This window comes from Collinsella aerofaciens, from assembly GCF_028207065.1.
GTDB classification, from domain to species: domain Bacteria; phylum Actinomycetota; class Coriobacteriia; order Coriobacteriales; family Coriobacteriaceae; genus Collinsella; species Collinsella aerofaciens_AR.
On record NZ_JAQLFP010000007.1, the window covers coordinates 40,035 to 53,175 of the forward strand.

Consider the following 13,141-nt stretch of genomic DNA (forward strand, 5'->3'; position numbering starts at 1 on the left):
TCTTTTAGCTACCCTGGCCCGCAGATCGGCCCCCTTGCCACAAAAGTGGCCCATCTACTACGTTAACACGGATAGCCTCGGCCATACCGAAAACCGTGAAAACAAAACCGCAGGTAGACAGCTTGTCGATTTTCGAAAAAGCCGGCTATGGTTGACCCCTGCGGCTTAAACGTAGTAGATAGGCCCTTTTCGTGGCGCAGCACTACTGCACCCCAAATTGGCACCCCGAGCCTGTTATAAGTTGCTGTGAAATACGGACGGTTGATAATCAAGGGTTGAAAATCAAGGCGCACTATACGGCTTGCTATATCTCACTATACTTTGCTGTACGTCGCTATACTTTGCTATAACTTGACAATAATCGGCCCGTTACCATCCGGGATATAACGGACCCCAAGCCAACGCTGGCTTGGGGTCCGTCTTGTACCATAGCTCTTTTGGACTATGAGCGCTCGTATTTCGTGGCCCGCCCGGTTCCCTGCCTTACGATTGCATTCCGTTCAAGCAGAGATTCGAGTGCCGCCAACGTCCGCATGCGGCTCAGCCCCGTCTGTTTTTCAATCTCGCTTCGCGACATAATTCGCCCGCCCGACAAGGCCTTGAGAACCTGGGCCTCTTCCTCGGACCCTTCAAAGGCATCGGTAACGGGCAATGTGACGGCCACCATGCCGCCGCGAACATCAAAAATTGGTTGATTGATCGAATCGCGATAGGCACGTCTAATGCGCGCAATTCCCGTACCAAATTTCTCGATATAATCCAGCTTTAAGAAGGCCTCTGCAACGATGGGGTTTCTGAGCACGGATATCTGCCCATACAGGTATTGTTCTGTCGTCAAACCGGCGGGCAGCGATCCGGGGGAGGTCACAACGACACGATCATCGTACAGGGCAATTTGAACGTTCGCTCGAACGTCCCACGTCCGATGCACCAAAGCGTTTGCAACAGCTTCGCGGAATGCCTCAAGAGGAATTCGATCGGTTTGGACGCGCTCCATCCCTTCGATACGCTCATAACGGTAGTAGCGTGCAAACATAGCCACCGCGCTGTCCGCCTGCTCAATTGCGGATACATTTGTCGCCGCCTCGCGATCCAAGATCACATCCTCGGTATCGCCAAAACGGACGCAGTCAATGCCTGGAAAATCATTCTTATCCGCTAAAATCGCCGCGGCATTGGTATAGCCATCCTTGCCGAGCAAGCGAAGCGTGCGCATAATATCCGGCGTTAGCTCGGAAATGCCGAGATGTTCAACACACTTATGCTCGAGCGTGTGAAAACTCAAGTCCTGGCGAGCCGACGTGAGCGCGTCGAACGTTACGTTGCTGCCTTCGAGCGTCAGCCTGCCATACTCAAACCGGTCGACCTCCACCGTTGCCGAATCGTTTCGCCTGTAGGCCTTTCCCTTGCTTCGATAGGGTTTGTCCTGGCCCTCATAAACCGTAAGGATTACGGTCCCGTGTTTCTCATCGGGCTCGAGCGTGTAACGGGGAGCGGGATCCAAGCTGTCATTAATCATGTTCTCGATGCGGAGACACTCTGCGACCGGATCTGCAAGGCCGACAGCCACGCCCTCGTCATCAACGCCAAACTCAATCTTGCCCGTCCCGTAGTTTGCATAGGCGCTCACCGTTTTAAGAAACGTCGGCGTAACGCTTTCCTCGTATTCGACTGTAGGGCTCTCTCTAACAACCATATGCACAACCCTCTCGTTTCGTACCATTCATAACCGTATTATAAGACGAAAACCGTTTGCGTACTGATTTATCAAAGACGCAAACGGTTTTCGTCTTTATTTGCGTACGGAATTAAGACGCATAATTTCGCTTTCGTATGGCTCAATACCGGACACAGACTGTTTTCGTCTGTCAATACGTCTGCAATCCAAACGAAAAGAGCCCCGAGCTCGTATGAACTCGGGGCTCTTTGTGCCGCACATCTATGAGAGGAGAAATTCGATGCGTACGGGCGCTACTCCATGAAGCCGCAATGGTGCGATGGGGCCAGATTTACATGCACCAAGTTGGTGCAAAGTAACCTGCCCCCACGCAACAAGGGGTTGACTAGAGCTCGCAGGCAACCTTGTAGCCATCGCCGATGGCATCGCGGATGTTGCCGCACTTCTGGGCATCGCCCAGCACGTGGGTGACAACGCCGGCAGCGGCAAGGTCATCGGCCAGCTTGGTGTTGGGACGGTAACCCATGGCAAGCACCAGCGTATCGGCGTCGGCGATGGTATGGACTTCGCCATCCTTCTCGTAGCTGATGGCATCCTCGGTGATCTCGGTCACCTTGGCCTCGGTCAGCACGTGAACGCCCTTGGAAAGCATACGCGTGATGAGCACCGCGCGACCGGCACCGCCCTCGTTGGCGGCAAGCGTCTTGGTCATCTCGATGACGGTGACATCGCGGTTGGCCGGCGACAGGTCGTTGACCAGCGGGGCCAGGTAGTCGGCCGTCTCGCAACCGACGGTTCCGCCGCCGACGATGACAATCTTCTTGCCCGGGAAAGCCTTGCCGCCCAGCAGGTCATCGGCCGTCATAACTTGCTTAAAGCCCTGCATAAAGGCTGGAGCAATGGGCTCGGCGCCATAAGCCAGGACAACCTCGTAGCCCGCGTAGTCGCGCTGAATGTTCTCGGCCGAGAGCTCGGTGCCAAAGACGCACGTGACGCCGGCCTCGGCCAGGCGACGGTACTGATACTTGATCACGCGGGTGAGCTCCTGCTTTGCCGGCGGCACGGCTGCGATGCGCATCTCGCCACCCGGTTCGTCCTGTTTATCCACGAGCACCACGTTATGACCGCGCTTGGCGGCAATGTAGGCTGCCTCCATACCCGCAGGACCAGCACCCACAACGAGCACGTTCTTTGCCTCGGCGGCAGGCTCGTAGCCAGCCTCGTCGCGCTCCACGTCCGGGTTGACGGTGCAGGAGATGCGCTTGCCAAACATGATGCCGTTCAGGCAGCGCAGGCAACCGATGCAGGGGCGGATGTCGTCGGCGTTACCGGCAGCAGCCTTGTTGCAGAACTCGGCATCGCACAGATTGGCACGGCCCATCATGCAGATGTCGGCAGCGCCGTCCTCAATTAGCTCCTCGGCAATCCAGGCCTCGTTGATGCGTCCGACGGTGGCGACGGGAATGTTGACGTGCTTTTTGATCTCGCGCGAGCAGGCGGCGTGCGAGGCCTGCTGCGTGCCGGCGGCGGGAATCGCAGAGCCGCGCTTGATGGTGGTGCCGCCCGACACGTGAATCATGTCGACGCCGGCCTTCTCCAGGCGACGCGAGACGTAGATCATGTCGTTGAGGGTCAGGCCGCCGTCGGTGTACTCGTCGCCCGAAATACGGACGTCGATGATGAAGTCCTTGCCGCAGCGCTCGCGAATCTCGGCGATGACCTCGAGCAGGAAGCGCATGCGGGCGTCGAGCGAGCCACCGTACTCGTCGGTGCGCTTGTTGTAGAGCGGGGTCAAAAAGCCGCCAAGCATGCCGTGAGCGTGCGCCGCATGGACCTCGACGCCATCGACGCCAGCCTTCTGCATGCGCACAGCGGCATCGCCAAACTGATGTGTGAGCTCGTGGATCTCGTCGACCGTAATGGGGCGCGGCGCCTCGCGGGCATAGGACGGGCCCACAAAGGACGGAGCGATCAAGCGCGGCGTGCCCGGAATGTTAAAGGCCATGTAGGCGGGGTGGAAGAGCTGCGGCATGATCTTGCAGCCATACTCGTGGACGGCCGCGGCGAGCTTTTCCCAGCCGGGGATAAATGTGTCGTCGTAGCAGCACATGTCACCCGGCAGATAGGTATAGGTGGGCTCGACCGTCACGACCTCGGTGATGATCAGGCCCACGCCGCCCTTGGCGCGGGCACGGTAATGATCGACCAAGTCGTCGGTCACATAGCCATGATCGGCCAGGTTGGTGGACACCGGCGGCATAAAGACGCGGTTCTTGACCTCGGTCGTACCGACCTTGATCGGGCTAAAGAGCATTGGATAGGCGGAGGACTCCATACAGGGTTCCTTTCGTTTGAGCCGCTCGGCGGCAGTTGCTAACGTACCTATCGTATCAGTAACCGCCGCATTCGCACTCGCTCGCACTCCCCACCTTCAATCCCGACCCTCATAAAAAAGTTGCGGTGGAATACGGAGTAGATGAAGCTTTTGACAGGCAAAACAGTCCGTATTTCACCGCAACTGATGGGCGGGGTGGAATTGAGGGCTCAGATAGTCAGTCATGCCCTCATCCGCCACTTCCTCACCTACAGCGCGCCGTCCAGCATAAGGTTCACCTTGAGCACGTTGACCGTGGGCTCGCCGAACACGCCGAGGAAACGGCCCTTGGTGCACGCGGCGATGATGTCGCGCACCTCGTCCTCACTTTTGCCCGTGGCCTTGGCAAGGCGCGGAACCTGGTACTCGGCGGCATCCGGAGAGATCTCCGGGTCGAGACCGGACCCCGAACACGTCACCAGATCGACGGGCACGGCGTCCATATCGGCATCGGGGTTGGCGGCGCGGATCTTCTTCACGCGCGCATCTATCAGCTGCCGATACTCCTCACTCGCCGGGGACAGGTTGGACGGGACACCATACGCCATGAGCTCGCCGTCTTCGCCTTCGACAATTGACACGTTCTGGATACGACCCCACATGTGGGCTTCGTCATCAAAGTTCTGGCCGATGAGTTCGGAACCCACAACCTTGCCGTCGACCGTAATGAGCGAACCGTTCGCCTGATACGGGAACGCAACCTGGGCGATGCCGGTCACGACGAGCGTATAGCCCAGGCCGCAGACAACGGTAAACAGCGCGAACACGCCCAGTGCGCGCGATGTAACACCTTTGAACATACAAACCTCCACTTACATAATGCCGCATAACGCGAGCAGCATGTCGATGAGCTTGATGAATACGAACGGGGCAACGATGCCGCCCAGACCCCACACGAGCAGGTTGTGGGTCAGCAGCTGTCCGGACGGGACCTCGCGATACTTAACGCCCTTCAGCGCGGCCGGGATCAGCGCGACGATAACGAGCGCGTTATAGATGATGGCCGAAAGAACCGCGGACAGCGGGCTTGCCAGACCGAGGATGTTGAGCGCGCCAAGGCCCGGGTAGATCGGCGAGAACAGGGCCGGGATGATAGCGAAGTACTTCGCCACGTCGTTGGCCACCGAGAAGGTCGTGAGCGAACCGCGGGTCATGAGCAGCTGCTTGCCAATACGCACGACCTCGATGAGCTTGGTGGGGCTGGAGTCGAGGTCGACCATGTTGCCGGCCTCCTTGGCAGCCTGGGTGCCCGTGTTCATGGCCACGGCGACGTCGGCCTGGGCCAGAGCGGGCGCGTCGTTGGTGCCGTCGCCGGTCATGGCGACCAGGTGGCCCTCACGCTGGAACTCGCGGATCTTCTCGAGCTTGCCTTCAGGGGTGGCCTCGGCCAGAAAGTCGTCAACGCCGGCCTCGGCGGCGATTGCCGCGGCGGTGAGCGGGTTGTCGCCCGTCACCATGATGGTCTTGATGCCCATCTTGCGCAGGTCGGCGAACTTCTCCTTAACGCCGGACTTGATGATGTCCTTGAGGTACACAACGCCCAGCACGCGGCAGTTCTTGGTCACGACCAGCGGGGTGCCGCCGGCCTTGGCGATGCGCTCGACGACGTCGTCGCACTCCTGGGAGAACACGCCGCCGGCTGCCTCCACATAGGTGCGCACGGAATCGGCAGCGCCCTTGCGGATCTCATTGCCCTCGTAGTTCACGCCGGACATACGCGTTGCCGCGGTGAACGGGATGAACTCCATGCCCTTATCCTCGAGTGTGCGGCCGCGCAGCCCAAACTGCTCCTTGGCGAGCACGACGATGGAACGGCCCTCGGGGGTCTCGTCGGCCAGCGAGGAAAGCTGGGCGGCATCGGCCAGCTCCGCGGGATCGACGCCGTCGACCGGGATGAACTCGGCGGCTTGGCGGTTACCCAGGGTGATGGTGCCGGTCTTGTCGAGCATGAGGATGTCGACGTCGCCGGCGGCCTCGATGGCGCGGCCGGACATGGCCAGCACGTTGGCCTCGTTCAGACGGCTCATGCCGGCGATGCCGATGGCGGGCAGAAGGGCGCCGATGGTAGTGGGAGCCAGGCACACGAGCAGCGCCACGAGCGTGGTCACGGCCGTGGGGTTGACCATGTCGTTAAGACCGGACGAGAAGCAGGAGTAACAATACAGGGCCAACGTGACCAGGATAAAGACGATGGAGAGGGCCACCAGGAAGATCTCCAGAGCAATCTCGTTAGGGGTCTTCTTACGCGCGGCACCCTCGACCATCGCGATCATCTTGTCCAGGAAGCTCTGGCCGGGCTCGCTGGAGATCTTGACGATGATCCAGTCGGACAGCACCGTGGTACCACCGGTAACGGCAGAGCGGTCGCCGCCAGCCTCGCGAACCACGGGTGCAGACTCGCCGGTGATGGCCGACTCATCAACCGAGGCGGCACCCTCGATGACATCGCCGTCTCCCGGAATCTGCTCGCCGGCGCGTACGATCACCAGGTCGCCGCGCGTGAGCTCGGTGCCGGGAACGACGGTGAAGTGCTCCTTGTCCTCAACGGACTCGATGCGATGGGCCTCGACATCCTTCTTGGCCGCACGCAGGGAATCGGCCTGGGCCTTACCGCGGCCCTCGGCAAGCGCCTCAGCGAAGTTCGAGAACAGGTCGGTGAGCCACAGGATGACCGCGATGGCGACCACATAGTAAGTGGGCACACCCGCGTCCTGCACACCGAAGATGGAAGCGACGGCCAGGACGGAGGTCATGACGGCGGAAAGCCACACCAGGAACATGACCGGGTTTTGAATCTGGACGCGAGGATCCAACTTGGCAAACGAGTCGCGGACCGCGCGGCCCATCATGTCTTTTTGCATAGCCATAAATCTGCGCCCTCCTTTACGCAATCATCTGGAAGAACTCGGCAACGGGGCCAAGCGCCAGGGCCGGGAAGAAGCTCAGAGCACCGATCAGCAGAACGATGAACACGAGCAGGAATACGAACATGCCGTTGGTGGTAGACAGGGTACCGGCGCTCTCGGCGACCTTACCTTTCTTGGCCAGCGAGCCGGCGATAGCCAGCGTACCGATGATGGGCATGAAGCGGGCGAACAGCATCTCGAGGCCGAGCATGACGTTGATCCAGGGAATGTTGCAGTTCATGCCTGCAAACGCCGAGCCGTTGTTGCCGCCGCATGAGGTGAAGGCATACAGCACCTCGGAGAAGCCGTGCGCGCCACCATTGTTGAGCTGGTCGGCAAGACCGGGCACCATGCAGGCGATGGCCGAGCACACCAGAATGGCAAACGGAGTTGCCAGGCACAGGACAACTGCCCAGCGCATCTCGCCCGGCTCGATCTTCTTGCCCAGGAACTCAGGCGTGCGTCCGACCATGAGGCCGGCGATGAACACCGTGAGGATGGCGAAGCCGATCATGCCGTACAGGCCGCAGCCCACGCCGCCGAAGACGACCTCGCCCAGAGCCATCTGGAGCATCTGGACAAAACCGCCCAGCGGGGTGTAGGAGTCGTGCATGGAGTTAACCGAGCCGTTGGAAGCAGCCGTCGTGAAAGCGGACCAGGTGGAAGAGGAGGCGATACCGAAGCGGCTCTCCTTGCCCTCCATGTTGCCGCCGGCCTGACCGTCGGTCATCTCGATGTTGGCCGCTCCGCCATCGGCCAGCTGCGGTGTGCCCGCATGCTCGTTGAGGGCGATGATGCCGGTGAAGATCACCAGCAGGATGAACATGGCGGCAAAGATGGCCTTGCCCTGCTTGGTGTTTTTGACGCCGATACCGAAGGTGAAGCAACAGGCGGCCGGGATCAGCAGCAGGCTGGTCATCTCGATGATGTTGGTGAAGGCACTGGGGTTCTCATACGGATGAGCGGAGTTCACGCCGAAGAAGCCGCCGCCGTTGGTGCCGGACTGCTTGATGGCGACCTGAGGAGCCGCGGGACCCTGGGGCAGGAACTGCTCGGTGACCACGCGTGCGCCCTCGACAACCTTGCCGTCGACCTTGACCGTGTCGCCCTCAATCTCGGCGCCGTCGATGACGCTCCAGCCGCCGTCTGCATTAGGCTGGACAGCGACGGGCTCTACGAGCTCAGCCTTCTGAGCCGGCTGGAAGTTGGAGATGACGCCACCGGCAGCCAGGCAGATGCCGAACACGAGGTTCAGCGGGATGAGCACGTACAGGACGGTGCGGGTGAGGTCGACCCAAAAGGAACCCAGACCCTGCTCCTTGACCTGACGGAAGCCGCGGATCAGCGCGAACATGACCGCGATACCGGTGCCGGCGGAAACGAAGTTCTGCACGGTGAGACCCATGAACTGCACAAGGTAGGACAGGGTGGTCTCACCGGAGTAGGACTGCCAGTTAGTGTTGGTTATGAAGGAAGCAGCCGTATTGAACGACAGGTTCCATGACACACCCGGCAGGTGCTGGGGATTGCCTGGCAAGAAGGACTGAAGCACCTGGAGTGCCACAAGAGCCACGAGGCCGATCCCCGAAAAGACCAGCACGCTCGCCAGATAGCGCCTACACCCCATCTGCTCTGCCGCGTCGATGCGAAGCAGACGATAGACGCCACGCTCCACAGGAGCAATCACAGGCGACAGGAACGTATGCTCACCATCCATGATATGGGCCATGAACCGACCGAGCGGAACGGCCAGGACGACGAGCACGGCAAAGTACAAGATGTACTGAATCGCAGCGTCCATAGTTTACGAATCACTCCTCATCAGAATGTAGATGTAATAGATAAGGAGTCCAATGCAGACGACTCCGATGATGGGAATGAGGATGTCCATTCACCGCCCCTTTCACGCGCGGTCCGATGCCTCGGACGCCTGCTCTCGCAAGCGCCTGGGGACAGTAAACGCTTCTAGGGATTAAAGAGGCGTGAGGGCTGGGGCTCACGACCTTAAGATGCCGTAAAGATGCAGGTAGAAAGCACTATTGCTGCTGCAGTGCGCCTATACTCGACCTCGCGAGCATACAGCGGCGCCCTCACCGCGTATGCACGCATGGACAACGCTTCAGAAAGGCTACGCTATGCAGCGCGACGCATCGGACACTCGCGTCAATCCAGACCTCATCCTCAAGGCAATTGAGAAAGACGAGGTCGCCGACGACGCTCGAACCAGCCGGGGACACCTCAAGATTTTCTTTGGCTACGCTGCTGGCACAGGTAAAACCTATGCGATGCTTCAAGCCGCCCACGCCGCCAAGCGGCGAGGTGTCGATGTCGTCGCGGGATACATCGAGCCGCACGAACGTCCGGCAACTGCCCATCTTGCACAAGGGCTTGAGAACGTGCCCTGTAAACTCATCGAGCACAACGGCATTGCGCTCAGCGAGTTCGATCTAGATACGGCTATCGAACGCGCCCCTCAGCTCATCCTTGTCGACGAGCTTGCCCATACGAATGCGCCGGGGTCTCGCCACGACAAACGCTATCAAGACGTCGAGGAACTTCTACATGCGGGCATCGACGTCTATACGACCGTGAACGTTCAGCACATCGAGAGCCTAAACGACATGGTTGCATCCATCACCGGCGTTGTCGTGAGCGAACGAATCCCCGACCGTATCTTCGATGATGCCGACCAGGTCGAGCTCGTCGACATAGAGCCCGAAGACCTACTTGAGCGCCTTCGCGCCGGCCTCGTCTACCGTCCCGCACAAGCCGACCGAGCGCAACAGCATTTTTTTACCGTCGAGAACCTCACCGCACTCCGAGAAATCGCGCTGCGCCGCTGCGCCGATCGCACCGGCCACCTCACAGATGCCGCACGCGTGCTGGGAAACCGTGACTACTACACCAGGGAGCGTATCTTAGTCTGTGTCTCCCCGGCGCCGACCAATCCCCGCATCGTCCGTGCCGCCGCACGCATGGCGAAAGCGTTTCGCAGCGAGCTCGTCGCCCTGTTCGTAGAGAGCCCGCGCACGCAAGCCATGAGCGATGATGAGCGCGCCAAGCTTGCAGCCAATATCGCCCTAGCCGAGCAGCTCGGAGCACATATGGAAACCGTCTATGGCGACGACATCGCGTTTCAGATCTCCGAGTTCGCGCGCCTGTCGGGTATTTCGAAGATCGTCATGGGGCGCACGGGCGAGCGCAGCAGCGTCCGTCAGGCCCTCTTCGGCCGCAAATCTCTCGTAGAACAGCTCATAACATTCGCCCCGAACCTCGACATTTACATCATTCCAGACCAGTCGACTCCGCCCTCCCGGCCCAAAGGACGCCGCCGCGCGGTCGCCCTGCAGCCGCCCAGCAGCCGAGACGTGCTTCGCACGCTGGCCCTCTCTCTTGTCGCCACGGCGATCGGCACGGCTTTCCGCCATCTGGGATTTGCCGATTCCAGCATCATATCCCTCTATATCCTCACGGCCCTGCTGACCGCCGTCACCACGACGGGGCGTATCTGCACGATCGTATCGAGCGTACTCTCTGTAGTGCTTTACAACTTCTGCTTCGTCACGCCTCTGTTTTCGCTCGCCAGCTACGACCGAAGCTATCTGGTCACGTTCGGCATCATGTTCGCTACCGCTATGGTCGCCGGCGAGTTAACTGCGCGCATCGCCGACAACGCCCGTACCTCCGCCGAGAACGCATTCAAAACGCGCGTACTCCTCGAAACGAACCAGCTCTTGCAGCAAGCCCATAGCGCGGAGGAGTGTGCCCGCGTCGCCATGAACCAACTCGTCAAACTGCTAAAACTCGACGTGGTCTTCTACACCGCCGAACACGGCACGCTCGGCAAGGCGCTCTATGAGTCCGCTGGCACCGAAAACCGATCCGCGTCGCTGCTCACCGACTACGAGCGCGCCGTTGCAACCTGGACCTACACCAACAACAAGCGCGCGGGCGCAAGCACGCGGACCCTGCCTGAGGCGCGCTGTCTCTACCTCGCGGTTCGCACCGGCGACAAGGTATTCGGTGTCATCGGCATCGACCTGGAGGGGCGCGAGATCGAAGCCTTCGAGCATTCGATCGTCCTATCTATCGTAGGTGAATGCGCCTTGGCGCTCGAAAGTGACCGGGCGGCGCAAGAGCGCGAAGAGGCTGCGGTCTTGGCGAAAAACGAGCAGCTGCGCGCCAACCTTTTGCGCTCCATCGGCCACGATTTGAGGACACCCCTCACGGCTATATCCGGATCTGCGGCAATCCTTCGGAAGAGCGACGAGAGGCTTAGCCTCGAACAACGCTGCGATCTTGCCGATGCCATCTACGATGACTCCCTCTGGCTTATCGATACCGTGGAGAACCTCCTCGCCATCACACGCGTCGAGGACGGCACCATTCGCCTCAACTTAACATCCGAGCTCATCGACGAGGTCATCGAGGCCGCCCTCAGCCATGTCGCCCAAGCATCGCATGGACGTGCCGTCACCATCGAGCACACTGACGACATCCTGCTGGTACGCATCGACGTCCATCTCATCATGCAGGTGCTTACGAATCTCATCATGAACGCCTTCAAATACACGCCCGAGGACTCGACTGTCACCATCAGCGCACGTCGCGAGGGTGCGTTCGTCGTGGTGGACGTCGCAGACGATGGGCCGGGTGTGGCAGACTGCGACAAGCCTCATATCTTTGAGCGCTTCTTCACCTCAAGCAATACGCAGCCCGTGGATTCGCGTCGAAGCATCGGCCTTGGGCTGTCGCTCTGCCGCTCCATCGTGGAGGCACATGGCGGCGTCATCGAAGTTCGCGACAACCACCCCCATGGGGCCGTCTTCCGTTTTACCCTGCCCGCCGAGGAGATCGAGATTCATGAATAATGCCGCTAAGCCACGCATCCTCCTGGTCGAAGATGACCTGACCGTTCAAAACCTCGTTTCGACCGCGCTTGACCTCCACGGCTACGTCGTGAGCAAGGTTTGCAACGGCCAGGCTGCCATCATGGATGCGGTGTCGCACGGTCCCAGCCTCATCATGCTCGACCTCGGCCTTCCCGACATTGACGGTATCGAGGTCATCACGAAGATCAGAAGCTGGTCGGCAGTCCCCATTATCGTCATTTCGGCGCGCTCCGAAGATTCCGACAAGATTGCAGCACTTGACGCAGGGGCAGACGACTACCTCACCAAGCCCTTTTCTGTGGATGAGTTGCTCGCGCGCGTCCGTGCGAATTTGAGGCGCTCCTCGATGGCGTCGAGCGAGTCGACAGAAGCGAGCACGTTCGACAACGGTCCGCTGCATATCGACTACGCCGCGGGATACGCGACGAAAGACGGACGCGAGCTCTCGCTCACCCCAACCGAGTACAAATTGCTCGTCCTTCTGGCGAAAAACGTCGACAAGGTGCTCACCCACACCTTCATCACCCGCGAGATATGGGGCACGAGCTGGGACAGCGATCTGGCGAGCCTGCGCGTGTTCATGCGCACCCTGCGCAAGAAGATCGAGGCAGACCCCTCTCACCCCAAGATGATTCAGACGCACATGGGTGTCGGGTACCGCATGCAGCGTCTCTAGCCCACCCCACAAAAAAGTTGCGGTGGAATACGGAGTAGATGAGGCCTTTGACAGCCAAAACAGTCCGTATTTCACCGCAACTGATGGGTGGGATGGAGTTAGAGGCCCAGGTAGTTGGTCATGCCTTCGACGGCGAGCTTAGCGCCTGCCACGGCATGAACCACGGTGAGCGGGCCGTTGACCACATAGTTAGCGATACCCCAAAAATACTCTTCAACTTGCCGCGCTCGCGTCCAAATGCACAAAGCGCCCCGCGAACGGATACTCGCGAGGCGCCTGGATGCCTGGACCTTATTTGATACCGCGACCCAAGTCTTCGGCGATCTTGTCTACGCCCTTAAGCGCGGCGCAGGTTTTTTTGTTAGAACAATGCCCCGTGCAAACGCCACCCTGAGCGCAGTCGGCGCAGGTGCCCTTGCGGTAGATGCGCACGCACACGGCGGCAAACGCAATGCCGATAACAGCCAGTACAACAATATCGATAGGTGCCATAGCAAGCCTCCTCTAGTTAACCTCCACTTACTTTACCCCATTCTCCACCTACCAAATAGGGACAGGTTTATTTTGGTCGGTTTTATCTGCGGAAATGCCACATCTCCCTCACCAAAAAGCCCG

At 59.8% G+C, this 13,141-nt stretch carries 9 protein-coding genes; 2 read left to right on the plus strand and 7 right to left on the minus strand.

The window, feature by feature from the left end; translation table 11 throughout:
• Positions 1–442: 442 nt before the first annotated feature.
• The 5 genes from PMX72_RS03315 to kdpA form a co-directional block, all read right to left on the minus strand.
• Positions 443–1,696, minus strand: coding sequence for an ATP-binding protein (locus PMX72_RS03315; RefSeq protein ID WP_271729066.1), 1,254 nt, complete (start codon positions 1,694–1,696; stop codon positions 443–445).
• A gap of 367 nt (positions 1,697–2,063) precedes the next feature.
• Positions 2,064–4,013 (minus strand): NAD(P)/FAD-dependent oxidoreductase, encoded by a 1,950-nt coding sequence (locus tag PMX72_RS03320; protein WP_271729065.1) that lies wholly within the window; start codon positions 4,011–4,013, stop codon positions 2,064–2,066.
• A 248-nt stretch (positions 4,014–4,261) separates the two neighbouring features.
• Entirely contained in the window at positions 4,262–4,852 is a 591-nt protein-coding gene (gene kdpC / locus PMX72_RS03325; protein WP_148331706.1) for a potassium-transporting ATPase subunit KdpC, read from the minus strand.
• A gap of 12 nt (positions 4,853–4,864) precedes the next feature.
• Complete coding sequence (gene kdpB, locus PMX72_RS03330) at positions 4,865–6,919, minus strand: potassium-transporting ATPase subunit KdpB (protein WP_271729064.1); 2,055 nt, start codon at positions 6,917–6,919, stop codon at positions 4,865–4,867.
• Between the two features lie 16 nt (positions 6,920–6,935).
• Positions 6,936–8,759 carry a potassium-transporting ATPase subunit KdpA gene (gene kdpA / locus PMX72_RS03335; RefSeq protein WP_271729063.1) on the minus strand — a complete coding sequence of 608 codons (1,824 nt, stop codon included), beginning with the start codon at positions 8,757–8,759 and terminating at the stop codon, positions 6,936–6,938.
• Between the two features lie 334 nt (positions 8,760–9,093).
• On the opposite strand from kdpA, the gene PMX72_RS03340 reads away from it, so the two are divergent.
• Both PMX72_RS03340 and PMX72_RS03345 read left to right on the plus strand, forming a co-directional pair.
• Positions 9,094–11,829 carry a sensor histidine kinase gene (locus PMX72_RS03340; RefSeq protein ID WP_271729062.1) on the plus strand — a complete coding sequence of 912 codons (2,736 nt, stop codon included), beginning with the start codon at positions 9,094–9,096 and terminating at the stop codon, positions 11,827–11,829.
• Complete coding sequence (locus PMX72_RS03345) at positions 11,822–12,526, plus strand: response regulator (protein WP_118328368.1); 705 nt, start codon at positions 11,822–11,824, stop codon at positions 12,524–12,526. The genes PMX72_RS03340 and PMX72_RS03345 overlap by 8 nt, the downstream gene beginning before the upstream one ends.
• Before the next feature lie 98 nt (positions 12,527–12,624).
• On the opposite strand, the gene PMX72_RS03350 is transcribed toward PMX72_RS03345, so the two are convergent.
• Together PMX72_RS03350 and PMX72_RS03355 are read right to left on the minus strand one after the other, a co-directional pair.
• Positions 12,625–12,771 (minus strand): hypothetical protein, encoded by a 147-nt coding sequence (locus tag PMX72_RS03350; RefSeq protein ID WP_271729061.1) that lies wholly within the window; start codon positions 12,769–12,771, stop codon positions 12,625–12,627.
• A gap of 46 nt (positions 12,772–12,817) precedes the next feature.
• The gene (locus tag PMX72_RS03355; RefSeq protein ID WP_148331710.1) at positions 12,818–13,018 is read right to left on the minus strand and encodes a hypothetical protein; all 201 of its coding nucleotides are present in this window, start codon (positions 13,016–13,018) and stop codon (positions 12,818–12,820) included.
• Positions 13,019–13,141 lie beyond the last annotated feature (123 nt).